13 protein-coding genes and 1 riboswitch are annotated in these 15,166 nt (G+C 58.3%); of the genes, 6 read left to right on the forward strand and 7 right to left on the reverse strand.

Annotation, left to right across the window (positions count from 1 at the left end; genetic code table 11):
• Positions 1 to 19: 19 nt before the first annotated feature.
• The 5 genes from H7R58_RS11855 (at position 20) to H7R58_RS11875 (ending at position 8,101) form a co-directional block, all read left to right on the forward strand.
• Positions 20 to 3,760 (forward strand): nitrate reductase subunit alpha, encoded by a 3,741-nt coding sequence (locus H7R58_RS11855; protein WP_106926987.1) that lies wholly within the window; start codon positions 20 to 22, stop codon positions 3,758 to 3,760.
• Complete coding sequence (gene narH, locus H7R58_RS11860) at positions 3,757 to 5,283, forward strand: nitrate reductase subunit beta (RefSeq protein WP_106926985.1); 1,527 nt, start codon at positions 3,757 to 3,759, stop codon at positions 5,281 to 5,283. The genes H7R58_RS11855 and narH overlap by 4 nt, the downstream gene beginning before the upstream one ends.
• On the forward strand, positions 5,283 to 5,978 hold the full coding sequence (narW, locus tag H7R58_RS11865; RefSeq protein ID WP_106926983.1) for a nitrate reductase molybdenum cofactor assembly chaperone: 696 nt from the start codon (positions 5,283 to 5,285) through the stop codon (positions 5,976 to 5,978). The genes narH and narW overlap by 1 nt, the downstream gene beginning before the upstream one ends.
• A complete protein-coding gene (gene narI, locus H7R58_RS11870) occupies positions 5,975 to 6,655 on the forward strand; it encodes a respiratory nitrate reductase subunit gamma (RefSeq protein WP_064545526.1) in 681 nt (226 codons plus the stop codon). Before narW ends, narI begins: the two co-directional genes overlap by 4 nt.
• Positions 6,656 to 6,849: 194 nt before the next feature.
• Positions 6,850 to 7,033, forward strand: a riboswitch (M-box (ykoK) riboswitch).
• A 54-nt stretch (positions 7,034 to 7,087) separates the two neighbouring features.
• Positions 7,088 to 8,101, forward strand: a complete 1,014-nt coding sequence (locus H7R58_RS11875; RefSeq protein ID WP_106926981.1) for a magnesium transporter — start codon at positions 7,088 to 7,090, stop codon at positions 8,099 to 8,101.
• A gap of 91 nt (positions 8,102 to 8,192) precedes the next feature.
• Here H7R58_RS11875 and H7R58_RS11880 read toward each other — a convergent pair whose 3' ends face one another.
• The 5 genes from H7R58_RS11880 to H7R58_RS11900 form a co-directional block, all read right to left on the reverse strand.
• Entirely contained in the window at positions 8,193 to 8,981 is a 789-nt protein-coding gene (locus H7R58_RS11880; RefSeq protein ID WP_182930631.1) for an MBL fold metallo-hydrolase, read from the reverse strand.
• Between the two features lie 101 nt (positions 8,982 to 9,082).
• Entirely contained in the window at positions 9,083 to 9,928 is an 846-nt protein-coding gene (gene nhoA, locus H7R58_RS11885; protein WP_182930563.1) for an N-hydroxyarylamine O-acetyltransferase, read from the reverse strand.
• A gap of 78 nt (positions 9,929 to 10,006) precedes the next feature.
• Positions 10,007 to 11,659, reverse strand: coding sequence for an ABC transporter permease (locus H7R58_RS11890; protein WP_182930562.1), 1,653 nt, complete (start codon positions 11,657 to 11,659; stop codon positions 10,007 to 10,009).
• Positions 11,660 to 11,757: 98 nt separating this feature from the next.
• A complete protein-coding gene (locus H7R58_RS11895; protein ID WP_182930561.1) occupies positions 11,758 to 12,717 on the reverse strand; it encodes an ABC transporter substrate-binding protein in 960 nt (319 codons plus the stop codon).
• The gene (locus tag H7R58_RS11900) at positions 12,714 to 13,415 is read right to left on the reverse strand and encodes an ABC transporter ATP-binding protein (protein ID WP_106926973.1); all 702 of its coding nucleotides are present in this window, start codon (positions 13,413 to 13,415) and stop codon (positions 12,714 to 12,716) included. Before H7R58_RS11900 ends, H7R58_RS11895 begins: the two co-directional genes overlap by 4 nt.
• A gap of 212 nt (positions 13,416 to 13,627) precedes the next feature.
• Here H7R58_RS11900 and H7R58_RS11905 point away from each other — a divergent pair, with 212 nt between their 5' ends.
• Positions 13,628 to 14,209: a flavin reductase family protein gene (locus tag H7R58_RS11905; protein WP_182930560.1), complete on the forward strand. Its 582-nt coding sequence runs from the start codon at positions 13,628 to 13,630 to the stop codon at positions 14,207 to 14,209.
• A 71-nt stretch (positions 14,210 to 14,280) separates the two neighbouring features.
• Here the strand turns inward: H7R58_RS11905 and pptA are convergent, their stop codons facing one another.
• Both pptA and H7R58_RS11915 read right to left on the reverse strand, forming a co-directional pair.
• Positions 14,281 to 14,508 carry a tautomerase PptA gene (pptA, locus tag H7R58_RS11910; protein ID WP_035897392.1) on the reverse strand — a complete coding sequence of 76 codons (228 nt, stop codon included), beginning with the start codon at positions 14,506 to 14,508 and terminating at the stop codon, positions 14,281 to 14,283.
• A 71-nt stretch (positions 14,509 to 14,579) separates the two neighbouring features.
• Positions 14,580 to 15,134: an AAA family ATPase gene (locus H7R58_RS11915; protein ID WP_106926970.1), complete on the reverse strand. Its 555-nt coding sequence runs from the start codon at positions 15,132 to 15,134 to the stop codon at positions 14,580 to 14,582.
• Between the last annotated feature and the right edge of the window lie 32 nt (positions 15,135 to 15,166).

Here is a 15,166-nt window from a genome sequence, read left to right on the forward strand (position 1 = left end):
TCGGAGCAGGAGGAATGTCATGAGTAAACTACTGGATCGCTTTCGCTACTTTAAGCAGAAAGGCGAAACCTTTGCCAATGGTCACGGGCAGGTCTATGACAATAACCGTGACTGGGAAGATAGCTACCGTCAGCGCTGGCAGTTCGACAAAATCGTACGCTCGACGCACGGGGTGAACTGTACCGGCTCATGCAGTTGGAAGATTTACGTGAAGAACGGACTGGTGACCTGGGAGACACAGCAAACCGACTACCCGCGCACCCGCCCTGACCTGCCTAACCACGAACCCCGCGGCTGCCCGCGCGGCGCAAGTTATTCCTGGTATCTCTACAGCGCCAACCGGCTGAAATATCCACTGGCGCGTAAAAAGCTCATTGAGCTGTGGCGCGAAGCGCTGGCACAAAATCCGGACCCGGTCATCGCCTGGGACAGCATTATGCAAAGCGCTGAGAAGACCCGTCGCTACAAAGAAGCGCGTGGGAAAGGCGGTTTTGTCCGTTCATCATGGAAAGAGCTCAACCAGCTGATTGCCGCCGCTAACGTCTGGACCATCAAAACCTACGGCCCGGACCGCGTCGCTGGCTTCTCGCCGATCCCGGCAATGTCGATGGTCTCTTACGCCGCCGGCACGCGCTATCTGTCGTTGATTGGCGGCACCTGTCTGAGCTTCTACGACTGGTACTGTGACCTGCCGCCGGCTTCGCCGATGACCTGGGGCGAGCAGACCGACGTGCCCGAGTCCGCCGACTGGTATAACTCCAGCTATATCATCGCCTGGGGCTCGAACGTGCCGCAAACGCGTACTCCGGACGCCCACTTCTTCACGGAAGTGCGCTATAAAGGCACCAAAACCATTGCCATTACACCGGACTTCTCCGAAGTCGCCAAGCTGAGCGACCAGTGGCTGGCACCGAAACAGGGTACCGACAGCGCGCTGGCCATGGCGATGGGGCACGTGATTCTCAAAGCGTTCCATCTCGACAACCCCAGCGATTACTTTATCAACTACTGCCGCCGCTATACCGACATGCCGATGCTGGTGATGCTCGATAGCCGTGAAGACGGTACCTATACCGCAGGCCGTATGCTGCGCGCCGCCGATCTGGTCGATGGTCTGGGCGAAAGTAACAACCCGGAATGGAAAACCGTGGCCTACAGCAGCGACGGTGAGCTGGTCGCCCCTAACGGCTCTATCGGCTTCCGTTGGGGTGAAAAAGGGAAATGGAACCTCGAATCACAGGCCGCCGGTCAGGAGGTTGAACTGACGCTCTCCCTGCTCGACAGCCGCGATACCGTGGCCGGAGTGGCGTTCCCCTACTTTGGCGGCAATGAAAATCCGCACTTCCGTAGCGTGAAGCAGGACCCGATTCTGGTACGCAAGCTTCCGGCAAAGGCGCTGACGCTGGCCGACGGCAGCCAACGCCTGGTCGTCAGTATTTATGACCTGACCCTGGCGAATTACGGCCTCGATCGCGGGCTGGACGATGCGCTGGCGGCCACCAGTTTCGACGACGTCAAAGCCTATACTCCGGCCTGGGCCGAGCATATCACCGGCGTCTCGCGGAAAAACATCGAGAAAATCGCCCTCGAATTTGCCGACACTGCGCACAAAACCCATGGTCGTTCGATGATCATCCTCGGTGCCGGGGTTAACCACTGGTACCACATGGACATGAACTACCGTGGCATGATCAACATGCTGGTGTTCTGCGGCTGTATTGGTAAGAGCGGCGGCGGCTGGGCACACTACGTGGGCCAGGAAAAGCTGCGCCCGCAAACCGGCTGGCTGCCGCTGGCATTTGCGCTGGACTGGAACCGCCCGCCGCGTCAGATGAACAGTACCTCCTACTTCTACAATCACGCCAGTCAGTGGCGCTACGAGAAGCTGACCGCGCAGGAACTGCTTTCCCCGCTGGCCGATCCGGCGAAATATACCGGCCATCTGATCGACTTTAACGTTCGCGCCGAACGTATGGGCTGGCTGCCATCTGCACCGCAGCTCAACCTCAACCCGCTGAGTCTGAAAGCCAAAGCCGAAGCCGCCGGCATGACGCCGCAGGCGTACACCGTGCAGGCGCTGAAGTCCGGCGACATCCGTTTTGCCAGTGAACAGCCGGATAGCGGGCAGAACCATCCGCGCAACATGTTCATCTGGCGCTCTAACCTGCTGGGATCTTCCGGCAAAGGACATGAATACATGCTGAAGTACCTGCTGGGTGCGGACAGCGGTATTCAGGGGGAAGAATTGGGTTCGACCGATGACGTTAAACCGGAAGAGGTCGAGTGGCAGACTGCAGCCCTTGAAGGCAAGCTGGATCTGCTGGTGACGCTCGATTTCCGCATGTCCAGCACCTGCCTGTTCTCCGATATCGTCCTGCCGACCGCCACCTGGTACGAAAAAGACGACATGAACACGTCAGACATGCACCCGTTTATCCACCCGCTTTCCGCCGCCGTCGACCCGGCGTGGGAATCGAAAAGTGACTGGGAGATCTACAAAGGCATCGCCAAAGCATTTTCGAGCATCTGCCAGGGCCATCTGGGGACCGAAACCGACGTCGTGCTGCAACCGTTACAGCACGACTCGCCGGCAGAACTGGCCCAGCCGTTTGCGATCCAGGACTGGCGCAAAGGCGAATGTGACCTGATCCCGGGCAAAACCGCACCGAATATCATCGCCGTCGAGCGCGACTATCCGGCCACCTACGAGCGCTTTACCTCGCTGGGGCCGCTGATGGATAAACTCGGCAACGGCGGTAAAGGCATTGGCTGGAAAACCCAGACCGAAGTCGATTTCCTCGGCAAGCTCAACTACGTCAAGCTCGACGGCCCGGCCAAAGGCCGCCCGTGTATTGAGACCGCGATAGATGCCGCAGAAGTGATCCTCGCCCTCGCCCCGGAAACCAACGGTCAGGTAGCCGTGAAGGCCTGGGAAGCGCTGGCGGAATTTACCGGCCGCGAACACGCGCACCTGGCGCTCAACAAGGAAGATGAAAAGATCCGCTTCCGCGACATTCAGGCGCAGCCGCGTAAAATTATCTCCAGCCCCACCTGGTCGGGTCTGGAAGATGAACATGTCTCGTACAACGCGGGCTACACCAACGTACACGAGCTGATCCCATGGCGTACCGTTTCCGGCCGTCAGTCGCTGTACCAGGATCACCCGTGGATGCGCGACTTCGGCGAAAGCCTGGTGGCCTACCGTCCGCCTATCGATACCCGCAGCGTCAGTCAGATGAACGCAATACCGCCAAACGGGTTCCCGGAAAAAGCGCTCAACTTCCTGACGCCGCACCAGAAATGGGGTATTCACTCCACCTACAGCGAGAACCTGCTGATGCTGACGCTGTCGCGCGGCGGGCCGATCGTCTGGCTGAGTGAAACCGACGCCAAAGAACTGGGCATTGCCGATAACGACTGGATTGAAGCCTTCAACGCTAACGGTGCGCTGACCGCCCGCGCGGTGGTCAGCCAGCGCGTGCCGCCGGGCATGACCATGATGTATCACGCCCAGGAGCGTCTGATGAATATTCCAGGCTCGGAGGTCACCGGTCGACGCGGCGGTATCCACAACTCGGTCACGCGTATTTGCCCGAAACCTACCCATATGATTGGCGGCTATGCGCAGCTTGCCTACAGCTTTAACTACTACGGCACGGTCGGTTCGAACCGCGATGAGTTCATTATGATCCGCAAAATGAAAAATATTAATTGGCTGGACGATGAAGGCCATGACCAGGTACAGGAGGCGGCAAAATGAAGATTCGCTCGCAGGTTGGGATGGTGTTAAATCTTGATAAATGCATTGGCTGCCATACCTGCTCCGTGACCTGTAAAAACGTCTGGAGCAGCCGCGAAGGCATGGAATATGCGTGGTTCAACAACGTGGAAACCAAACCGGGCATCGGTTTCCCGAAGGATTGGGAAAACCAGGAAAAGTGGCAAGGTGGTTGGGTACGCGGTATATCCGGTAAGCTGACGCCGCGCCTCGGCGGGCGCATTGGCGTGCTGTCGAAAATATTCGCCAACCCGCTGATCCCGGGGATTGACGACTATTACGAGCCGTTCACCTACGATTACCAGCATCTGCACAACGCGCCGGAAGGCAAACATCTGCCAACCGCCCGCCCGCGCTCGCTGATCAGCGGGCAGCGGATGAACAAAATTGAATGGGGCCCGAACTGGGAAGAACTGCTCGGCGGCGAATTTGAAAAGCGCGCCCACGACCATAACTTCCAGGAAATGCAAAAGGAAATGTACGGTCAGTTTGAAAACACCTTCATGATGTACCTGCCGCGTCTGTGCGAACACTGCCTGAACCCAAGCTGCGTTGCCACCTGTCCAAGCGGTGCTATCTACAAGCGTGAAGAAGACGGCATTGTGCTGATCGATCAGGACAAATGCCGCGGCTGGCGTATGTGCATCAGCGGCTGTCCGTACAAAAAAATCTACTTCAACTGGAAGAGCGGCAAGTCGGAAAAATGCATCTTCTGCTACCCGCGCATCGAGTCCGGCCAGCCGACCGTGTGCTCGGAAACCTGCGTTGGCCGCATCCGCTACCTGGGCGTGCTGCTGTACGATGCTGACCGCATTGAAGAGGCCGCCAGCACCGAGAAAGAAACCGATCTTTATGAACGCCAGTGCGATGTGTTCCTCGACCCACACGACCCGGCGGTGATTGAAGAAGCGCTAAAACAAGGCATCACCCAGAACACCCTCGACGCCGCCCAGCGTTCGCCGGTATACAAAATGGCGATGGACTGGAAGCTGGCGCTGCCGCTGCATCCAGAATACCGTACCCTGCCAATGGTCTGGTACGTGCCGCCGCTGTCGCCGATTCAGTCCGTTGCGGACGCAGGCGGCCTGCCGAAAACCGACAGCATTCTGCCAGCGGTCGAAAGCCTGCGTATTCCGGTACAGTACCTGGCAAATATGCTAAGTGCGGGCGACACCGGCCCGGTGCTGCGCGCGCTGAAACGCATGATGGCCATGCGTCACTACAAACGCTCGCAGACCGTTGAAGGGGTCACCGACACGCGCGCGCTGGAAGAAGTGGGCTTAAGCGTCGAACAGGTTGAAGAAATGTACCGCTACCTGGCGATTGCCAACTACGAAGATCGTTTCGTGATCCCCACCAGCCATCGTGAAATGGCGGAAGATGCCTTCCCGGAAAGCAAGGGCTGCGGCTTCACCTTCGGCGACGGTTGTCACGGGTCGGACACCAAGTTCAACCTGTTTAACAGCCACCGTATTGATGCCATCAACATCGGGGAGAAAGACTAATGCGAGTCCTGAAAATCATCGGGCTGCTGCTGGAGTACCCCGATGAGCTAAGCTGGGACAACAAGGCGGAGCTGTTTGCGCTGATTGACAGCGACGCCCCGGCGCTGCGTCCCTTCCTTGAACAACATCTGGCGGCCTCGCTGCTTGATAAGCAGGCTGAATGGTGCGAGATTTTCGAGCGCGGGCGCGCGACGTCACTCATGCTGTTTGAGCACGTGCATGCGGAATCCCGCGACCGTGGTCAGGCGATGGTTGAGCTCATGTCGCAGTATGAACAGGCCGGTTTGCAGCTCGACTGCCGCGAACTGCCTGACCATCTGCCGCTCTATCTTGAGTATCTCAGCATTCTGCCACAGGCTCAGGCGCAGGAAGGCCTGCAAAACGTGGCGCCGATTCTGGCGCTGATTGGCGGGCGGCTGAAACAGCGTCAGGCACCGTGGTATCAGCTGTTCGACACCCTGCTGTCATTGGCGAAAACATCATTATCAAGTGACAGTGTCACAAAACAGGTGGCGGGTGAAGCGCGAGATGATACCCGTCAGGCGCTGGACGCAGTCTGGGAAGAAGAACAGGTGAAGTTTATCGAAGATAACGCCACCGCCTGTGACAGTTCCCCGCTGCAAAGTTATCAACGACGCTTTAGCCAGGACGTGGCGCCACAGTATGTCGACGTCCGTGCGGGAGGCCCGAAATGATACAGTACCTCAACGTCTTTTTTTACGATATCTACCCTTACCTCTGCGGCACGGTGTTCCTGCTGGGCAGCTGGCTGCGCTACGACTACGGTCAGTACACGTGGCGCGCCTCCTCCAGCCAGATGCTCGACAAGCGCGGAATGGTGATTTGGTCCAACCTGTTCCACGTCGGTATTCTGGGGATCTTCTTCGGCCACTTCTTCGGCATGCTCACGCCGCACTGGGTCTATGAATCCTGGCTGCCGCTGTCGCAGAAACAGCTGATGGCGATGATTCTCGGCGGTGCCTGTGGGGTAATGACGCTGGTCGGCGGCGCTGGTCTGCTGATTCGTCGTCTGTTCAACCCGCGCATTCGCGCAACCTCATCGACGGCGGATATTCTGATCCTCAGTATTTTGCTGATCCAGTGCTGCCTCGGCCTGACCACCATTCCGTTCTCCGCGCAGCACCCTGACGGCAGCGAGATGCTGAAGCTGGTGGACTGGGCGCAGGCGGTAGTCACTTTCCACGGCGGTGCATCGGCACACCTGGACGGCGTAGCCTGGGTTTACCGCGTGCATCTGGTGCTCGGCATGACCATCTTCCTGCTGTTCCCGTTCACCCGCCTGGTGCACGTCTGGAGCGCGCCGGTGGAATACCTGACCCGCCGTTATCAGGTCGTGCGCTCACGCCGGTAGCCGTTTTAATCCCTGTAGCCCGGCCGAGCATCGCGACGCCGGGTTTTTTACGCCACAAACAAAATACTAAACCTAATCTCAACCACTTTATCTTTCACCACCGCAATGAATAATAACGCGCTATATTACGCTCGTTGAATTTACCAGCGTGCCTGAAAGCACGCGGGGAATATAAATTCACTCAGCATCGTAATTAATAATCTTGTTATGGCGAGGCTCCTGAATAAACATAAGTTATCGCCCTGGTGGTATCGAGAGAGACCATCACAGGGAAATACAGGCATCCATCGAATCAAGGTGTTGCCAAGATAACTTCTGACGGCTCAAGGCCGTACAGATACGTTGTTCAGTGCTAAAACCGGGACGTAGGGATTTTTCTCAGCATTTCCAGTTTTGTTCGCCCTATATAGAATTTCTATAGGGAACATTTTGATGTCTTATATTCATGCCACTGCGCCGCACTACCCAACTGCCCCGGCTACGGGCGATATTATCTCAAGCTACATGTCGAAAACGTTTATTTCGTTGCCGGAACCACTCAGCGTAAAAGAAGCGCGCGAGATGTTCCTGCGACAATTAAATGACGATCATTTCCCCTGCGCCGTATTCGTGGTTTCCGGCGACAACCTGCGTGGAATATTATCGACTCGCGCGCTGTTACAAGCGTCCGACGATCATCAGCCGGTCGCGCAGCTGATGACCACCACCCTATTCCACGTCGGCCCGGACGATACCCGCGACGTGGCCGCGGAGCTTATCGAAAAGCACCGCCTGACGCTGCTACCGGTGATTGAAAACGGCAAGCTTATCGGCTGCCTCAATGAAAAAGAAATTGATAAGCTGTTAGCCGATGAAATCACCGAAGATGCGCAGCTTCAGGGGGCGACGTTGCCGCTGGAAAAACCGTATCTGGAGATTAGCCCGGTTACGCTGTGGAAAAAACGCGCCGTCTGGCTGCTGCTGCTGTTTATCGCGGAAGCGTACACCAGCACCGTGATTCAGCACTTTGAAGAGGCGCTGGAGTCCGCCATTGCGCTAGCCTTCTTTATCCCGTTGCTGATTGGCACCGGGGGCAACAGCGGTACGCAAATCACCTCGACGCTGGTGCGCGCCATGGCGCTAGGCGAAGTGGGCTTAAGGGATCTGGGGCGAATTCTGCGTAAAGAGATGTCGACGGCGATGCTGGTCGCCATCACGCTCGGCGCGGCAGGCTGCCTGCGAGCATGGATCATGGGCATTGGCCCGGAAATCACCTTTATCGTCAGCCTGACGCTGGTGTGCGTTACCATCTGGAGTGCGATCGTCTCCTCGGTGATCCCGCTGGTCATTAAACGCGTCGGCATCGACCCGGCGGTGGTTTCCGCGCCGTTTATCGCCACGCTGATTGACGGCACCGGGCTGATTATCTACTTCAAAATCGCCCAGCATTTCTTAGGGTTAAACTAGCGCGAAGTCTCTCATTCCGTAGCCCAGCCAAGCAAAGCGCCGCCGGGGTTTGGCTCGGTACTCATTCCCGCCGGCGCTTCGCTTGGCCGGGCTACAGGGTGAAGGTGTCGCCGGTTGCCGGGGAGATAACCTCCGGCAGCCACAGTTTTCCCCACGCGCCGGTGCAGTGGCAGCCCATGACTTTATCGGGCTTAAGCTGCTGTAAAAATTGCCTGACCTGCCAGAGCGTGCGCGGTGAAGCACTGCGCAGATGAAAACCGCCGATAATCGCGTGAACCTTGTCGATGCCGGTAATCTGCTGGCAGTGCCGCACGATGTTGATAATCCCGCGATGCCCGCAGCCGGTAATAATGACCAGCCCGCGTTCGGACAGATAAATCAACACCCCCTCATCAATCACGTAATCCGTTTGATCGCCGGTCACCCCGTAGGCTTTGGGGCTATCAACGGCTATTTCGCCTGACCAGATAAAACGGTCGCTAATGTGCAGCGGCGCGCGGGTGTACTCCATACGATGGCGAGCGTAATCAATCTCCAGCGACAGCTTTTTGATTTTATGGCTGCGCCCCGCCACGTTCAGCGCGGCATAGCGCTCGTTGCCAATGGTCGGGTGGCAAATAATGCGGCTGTTATCCGGCAGCCAGGGCACGCCGCCGCAATGGTCGTAATGACCGTGTGAAAGCACCGTCGCCGTGAGGTTATCCAGCGAAATCCCCATGCGTTCGGCATTGTACTGGAAGCTGTCATCGGGGCCGGTGTCGAAAAGAATCGAGGTGGTTTCATCCTCAAGCAGCAGGCTTAGTCCCGCTTTGGCTCGGAGTCCGCTATCGGCACCACGAGCCAGGTGGTTTTCAAGCAATACATGGATAGTTAATGCCATCATCTCATCCCTGAACATTTCGTAGCCCGGCAAAGCGAAGCGCCGCCGGGGCGTCTCGGTGCCAAACCCCGGCGTCGGCTACGCCTCGGCCGGGCTACGGGTTATTTCCCGGCTTCGGGGTGGGTGTCGAATGCCGCCATTATGGCTTCCAGCTCGCTAACGCTAAAGCCATATTTCGGATCGGTCACACCAAGCCCGAAGCGGGTTTGCAGCGCCTCGTACAGCGCGGGCACGTCCGGGAAATCCATCTTCTCGACCACGTGATTGTTATCCCAGTGGGTAAAGTGGAAGTTGGTTAGCGTCATTTTGCCACCGTCCGGCAGATGGCGACACATCAGCAGATGGTGGCGGAAATGCGACTGCGGCCAGTGCGCCGACCAGAAGTTGCCCATCACGTAATCTGACGCGTACTGACGACCTAAATCGAAGTGATACATCGACTGCCAGTGATCGTGGTGGCTGAACTGTAAAATCCATTCCTGATTTTCATACAGCAGACGATAGTCGCCGTGCGGCGTTGTCTGGGTGATATCCGCCAGCAGCTTGATTGGCGCGGTCAGCGTCTGTCCGCCAAAGCCGACGTCAGCAATCCAGCGCTCGCCGTCAACGTCCACCAGCAGCAGGCGGTGGGTTCTCGGCGGCATCTGCGGCGGATGCGATAGCACCACGCGGCCCAGCAGGCTGCGCACGTGGAAACCCAGTTCGCGCAGCGCGCGCTCGAACAGACCGTTTTGTTCAAAACAGTAGCCGCCACGGCGTGCGTGAACCAGCTTATCTTCCAGCGATTGATCGTCGAGGTGCATCTCGCGCGGCAGCAGCACGTCAAGGTTCTCGAAGGGAATGGCGCTGTTATGGTGGATATGCAGACTGCGCAGCGTCTCAATGGATACGTCAGGGGTTCCCGTCCAACCGAGACGAGCAAAATAGGCGCTTAAGAAAGGGGTCATCAATGCCTCCAGCGTTGGTGTCCGTTCTTTATAACCTATTTTGCCCGCTCCACTGACCGATTTGTGCGATCGGTTAACCTACCGTGTACTTCGCTGCATTAACCCCAGCGCGGTCAGCATTAACCCCAGCCCGACGAACAGCGTCAGGCTCGCCATCGCCATCCCCTGGCCGACCGAACCCTGCTCGAACTGCCGCCAGATAAACACCGCTACGGTCTGCGTCCCCGCCGGTGCCAGCAGCAGCGAAGTCACCAGTTCACGGGAAGCAACGGCAAACACCATCAGCATCGCCGCCAGCAGCGCCGGGAACACCAGCGGCAGGACAATCAACCGTAGCGCCAGCCACGGCGATGCGCCGTGCACCCGCGCCGCGGGCTCCAGATTATTCCCCAACTGACGCAGCGCGCTGCCGACATATCGTACAGGCCACGGCAGTAACAGACAGCAATAAGAGAGCAGCAGCATAAACCACGTATTGTAAGGTGAGACCGGCCAGAACGGCTGATTCCACAGTAGAATCAGCCCAACGCCCACCACCACTCCCGGCAACGCCGCTGGCATCAGCGACAGCGCATCAATCAGTGCGCTGCCTTTGATTTTTTGTACCAGCACCAGCCAGGCCGCCACCAGCCCGAGCAGGCCGACAATCAGCGCCGACGCCAGCGCCAGCGATAAACTAGTGCCCAGCGCCGACAGCGCATCGCCCTGCTGCGCGAACAGCGCGCTAAAGTGCTTCAACGTAAAGTTGCCCATGTTCAACCCGCCGGAAAGCGTCCCCATCAGGCTGGTTGCGACCATCGACGCGCCGGGAAGCAGTACCGCCAGGCCACCAACGCCGCCCATCACCAGCAACGCAGGTAGCGTCATCACACCGAGCGACGCCCCGCTGTTCTCCCCGGGTTTTCCGGTGACGCTGGTGACCTCCGTCGTTCCCGTCAGCCGTTTTTGTAACCACCAGGCGAGCAGCGCCACGGTAATCAGCAGCACCGACAGCAGCGACGCACCGGTGAGATCGATAGGCCAGTCCGCGAGCTTTTTCTCAATGCCCACGGTGAGCATCACCACGCCCGCCCGCGAGCCAAGCGCCGCGGGCACACCGTACTCTTCAATCGCCAGAGTAAAGGCCAGCAGCATCCCCGCCGCCAGCGCCGGGGAAAGCATCGGCAGCGTGACGTGCCAGAATGCCCGCCAGGCGCTCGCCCCGTGAACCCGTGCAACAATTGCCAGCCGCTGCCCGCTCGCCAGCAGGCTGCGGGAGACGGCAAAATAGACCACCGGGAAGATATTCAGGGTCATCACCAGCACGATCCCGGTGCGGCTAAACAGCAGATCGTTCAGATCCCAACCGGTCAACTGCTGCAGGTAACCGTTATGCTGGAGCACCAGCATCCATGACAGCGCAGCGATATACGGTGGCGTGAGGAACGGAATTAAGAACAGCAGATCCCACAGTTTCGGCAGCGGCAGGTTAAACAGCCCGCGCAGCACGCCGAGCGGCAGGCCGACAATCACGCTCATCAACGCCACGCCGCAGGCAATCCATAAGGTTCCGCCGAGCATCGGCATCAACTGCCGGTCGCTCAGTAAAGCCGTAATCCCACTAAACGGCTGATGCGGCGAACCGGCGCTGAACTGCGGGAAAATAGCCTGTAACAGGATAAAAAAGAGCGGCAATGCCACCAGCACCACCAAAGCGATGAGGGTGACGAGAGAGAGGGATTTTTGTTTCACCCGAGGTTCCAGATTGTAGCCCGGCCAAGCGAAGCGCCGCCGGGGCTGTAGACAATGCTAAATCCCGGCGTCGCTTCGCTTGGCCGGGCGATGGAAATTTACTGCCCGAACAACGTATTAAACCGAGCCAGAACGGCGCTGCGCTCGCTGCTACCATCGCTGGCGGCTGGCAGTACTTTCAGGTCGTTCAGCAACGGGCGTTTCGCCGACACATCGCTGCGAGCCGGCATCAGCCACGCTTCGGCCACCATTGCCTGACCTTCCGGCGACAGCACGTAGTCGACAAAGGCTTTCGCCTCATCCGCATGTTGTGTGGATTTGAGGATCATCATCGGGCGCGGCGCAATCACCGTACCGCTTGCCGGGAAAATCACCTTCAGCGATTCGCCCTGGGCGATATTACCGTAGGAGACATAGTCCACCGCGCCAAATACCGCCGCTTTCGCCCCCTGCATCACCGGCGTCACCGCCTGCGCGTTCGGCCCGCTCACCACCATGCCGTTCTTTTTCAGTTCATCAAACAGCGCCCAGGCTTTCTCGCCCATACCGTTTTGTAACCCGATCAGCAAATCGAGCGAGGCACCGGAGAGCGCCGGGTCCGGCGTGGTGACGTTGTCTTTAAACGCCGCTTCGGTCAGATCGCGCCACTCTTTCGGCTCCGGAGTACCGCTTTTGGTGTTCCAGACAATCCCCAGCGCCGAAATACCCTGCGCCACATAGTCGGTAGATTTCAACGCTGCCGGAACCTTATCGGCATTCCCGCTCTGATATGGCAGCAACCAGCCGCGGCCGTGCAAGTCTTCAGCGGTGTCCCACGAGGCGGAAATCAGCACATCCGCCTGCGGGTTAGCCTGCTCGGCTTCCAGACGGGCCATCACCTTGCCGGTGGTGGCCTGGAAAATATTCACCTTCACACCGGTTTTCTTTTCATAGCCGCTGGCCAGATTTTTTGCCAGCGAGCCTGGGCCTGCGGTGTATACGGTCAGCGCATGGGCGCTGGAAATCATCGAAGCAGATAACATCATCGCGAGCGCAACGCCTTTTTTAACGGATTTCATACCAATTCCCCTGAGGTAGAAGCAACAGTGCGAACAGCAGCAATGCTGCCCGCAGAAAGGTGCACAATTCGGTCGGCCAGCAGTTCGGCCTCGCGGCGGTCGTGGGTGACGTACACGGCGGTGATGCCGAGCTGGCGCAGCAGTCGGCTCATCTCCAGACATAACGATTCACGCAGTTCGCTATCGAGGTTGGAAAGCGGTTCATCAAACAGCAGTACCCGTGGTTCGGCGACGATCGCCCTTGCCAGCGCCACGCGCTGCTGCTGCCCGCCGGAGAGCCCGGAAGGCTTACGTTCGCCAAAACCGGAAAGCCCGACCATCGCCAGCGCGTCATTAACACGGCGCGTCCGCTCATCGCGGGCCACGCCGCGCATTCGCAGTGAAAAAGCGACGTTTTCAGCGGCAGTCATATGCGGCCACAGCGCATAGTCCTGGAAAACCATGCCAATATCGCGCTGTTCGGGCGGCAGCCCCCAGCCGGGTCTGGCAATCAGACGGTCGCCAAAATGAATTTCACCTTCAGCGGGAACGGTGAGCCCTGCCAGCAGGCGCAGTAACGTGCTTTTGCCGCAGCCGGAAGGCCCAAGCAATGCCACGATGCTGCCCGCATCGATCTGCAGGTTGATGTGATTAAGAACGGTGGTGGCACCGAAAGCGAAAGAAACGCCATCGAGCCGAATGCCAGTTAGCGCGCGCATTTTCGCCCTCCCCGATGGGAAAGCGATGCTTCACCCGTGGTCGAAATCCGACGGGCCGCGCTCACCTGCATGAAGATCAGGGGAGCCAACATATTGTTATCCTCTTTGGGACTTAGTGCTGGCGACTATAGGCAGGTGATATGACGTATTGATTACGCTTTTATTGCGATTTAGTGTGTGGTTAACCGCATCCCATTATTCAGGAAATCCTTATGGGTCGTTTTCGCCCCGTTGAACTTCACCACGCCAGCCGCCTGCTCAATCACGGCCCGACCATCCTCATTACCAGCTTTGACGTCGAGTCCAAACGACGCAACGTGATGGCCGCGGCCTGGTCAATGCCGGTGGAGTTCGAGCCGCCGCGCATCGCTATTGTGGTCGATAAGAGTGCCTGGTCGCGGGAAATTATTGAGCGCAACGGCACGTTCGGCATCGTGGTGCCAGGCGTCGCCGCCGCCAGTTGGACGTATGCCGTTGGCAGCGTCAGCGGACGCGAAGAGGATAAATTCAACGCCTACGGTATTCCGGTGGTAAAAGGCCCGGTGCTGGGGCTGCCGGTAATTGAAGAGAAATGTCTGGCGTGGATGGAGTGCCGACTGCTGCCCGCCACGGCCGCCGCCGGGCAGTACGATACGCTGTTTGGCGAAGTGGTTTCCGCCGCGGCGGATGAACAGGCGTTTGTCGCCGGACGCTGGCATTTCGACGACGATAAGCGCAATACGCTGCATCATCTTGGCGCAGGAACGTTCGTAGCAAGCGGAAAACAAGTCCGCGCCAATACACCGTCAGAGTAACTCAGCAAGCGCCGCCGGGGAGGGTTCGGTGCCATTCCCGGCGGCGCTTTGCTTGGCCAGGCTGCGGAGTCTTACATGCTGTAGCCGGGTTTTTTAATCAGCTCATCCATATGTGGGGCAATCTCGGTATCCCACACCTGCTGCCAGTCGCTCTGCTGCACCTGATTCAGGGCAACGCTAACGGCGCCCTCTTTGCTATTCAGATGGCGAATTAATACTTCGGTGATGTCCGCTGCCAGCGCGGTTTTTTGCTCGTCGTTCAGGTCGCGGGGAAAACATTTGATATCAACGTGTGGCATCTGCAGGGCTCCTTATGGTTAGAGCCATAAAGCTACCATAGCCTGGCGTAAACCACTGCCTTTTCGTGCGCTTAAGCGACAGATTGCCGCGCTTTTTCGGCCATCAATTGCCTGATAAACGCTTCGGTTTCACGCTGATTACGCAGCCGCACAAAGCGGATATGCTGCCACGCGGGGTCGGCCATATCCCGCAGATAGCGCGCGCGGTTTGGCCGCCAGGTTTTCAGCGTCCAGAGGATGATGGAGTCACGGCTGAAGAAGGAACGCCGGAAGCTCTCCCGGTTACCGGTGCCCGGCCACAATTCCTGTTGTCGCCACGCCCGGCTTGCGGCACGCCCGACAGCCTGGCGGAAGGTGCGCCAGAAGCTGTAATCGACCCACACCACCAGATCCACGTCGCGCCATTTTACCGGGCGACTGCGATTGTAATTACCGTCCAGCACCCAGGCCGGTGCAGCGGTTGCCTGCGTCAGCGCGGCAAAGAGTTCCTCATCGGTTACGCCCTGCCAGTCTGGTCGCCAGTAAAGCGTATCCATTTCGATATAGGGCACGGAAAACAGCGTCGCCAGACGCTTTGCCAGCGTCGATTTCCCCACGCCGCTGGTGCCTACCACATTGATTTTCATTGGCCTCTCACTCACGTTCCCGGGTTGCATAT

This window comes from Klebsiella sp. WP4-W18-ESBL-05 (genome assembly GCF_014169075.1).
In the GTDB taxonomy this organism is placed as follows: Bacteria; Pseudomonadota; Gammaproteobacteria; order Enterobacterales; family Enterobacteriaceae; genus Kluyvera; species Kluyvera ascorbata_B.

What these genes read in the sequence shown, in the direction of transcription:
- H7R58_RS11855 (WP_106926987.1), top strand. Translation starts at nt 20, where the DNA reads ATGAGTAAACTACTGGATCGCTTTCGCTACTTTAAGCAGAAAGGCGAA.
- narH (WP_106926985.1), top strand. Translation starts at nt 3,757, where the DNA reads ATGAAGATTCGCTCGCAGGTTGGGATGGTGTTAAATCTTGATAAATGC.
- narW (WP_106926983.1), top strand. Translation starts at nt 5,283, where the DNA reads ATGCGAGTCCTGAAAATCATCGGGCTGCTGCTGGAGTACCCCGATGAG.
- narI (WP_064545526.1), top strand. Translation starts at nt 5,975, where the DNA reads ATGATACAGTACCTCAACGTCTTTTTTTACGATATCTACCCTTACCTC.
- H7R58_RS11875 (WP_106926981.1), top strand. Translation starts at nt 7,088, where the DNA reads ATGTCTTATATTCATGCCACTGCGCCGCACTACCCAACTGCCCCGGCT.
- H7R58_RS11880 (WP_182930631.1), bottom strand. Translation starts at nt 8,981, where the DNA reads ATGGCATTAACTATCCATGTATTGCTTGAAAACCACCTGGCTCGTGGT.
- nhoA (WP_182930563.1), bottom strand. Translation starts at nt 9,928, where the DNA reads ATGACCCCTTTCTTAAGCGCCTATTTTGCTCGTCTCGGTTGGACGGGA.
- H7R58_RS11895 (WP_182930561.1), bottom strand. Translation starts at nt 12,717, where the DNA reads ATGAAATCCGTTAAAAAAGGCGTTGCGCTCGCGATGATGTTATCTGCT.
- H7R58_RS11900 (WP_106926973.1), bottom strand. Translation starts at nt 13,415, where the DNA reads ATGCGCGCGCTAACTGGCATTCGGCTCGATGGCGTTTCTTTCGCTTTC.
- H7R58_RS11905 (WP_182930560.1), top strand. Translation starts at nt 13,628, where the DNA reads ATGGGTCGTTTTCGCCCCGTTGAACTTCACCACGCCAGCCGCCTGCTC.
- pptA (WP_035897392.1), bottom strand. Translation starts at nt 14,508, where the DNA reads ATGCCACACGTTGATATCAAATGTTTTCCCCGCGACCTGAACGACGAG.
- H7R58_RS11915 (WP_106926970.1), bottom strand. Translation starts at nt 15,134, where the DNA reads ATGAAAATCAATGTGGTAGGCACCAGCGGCGTGGGGAAATCGACGCTG.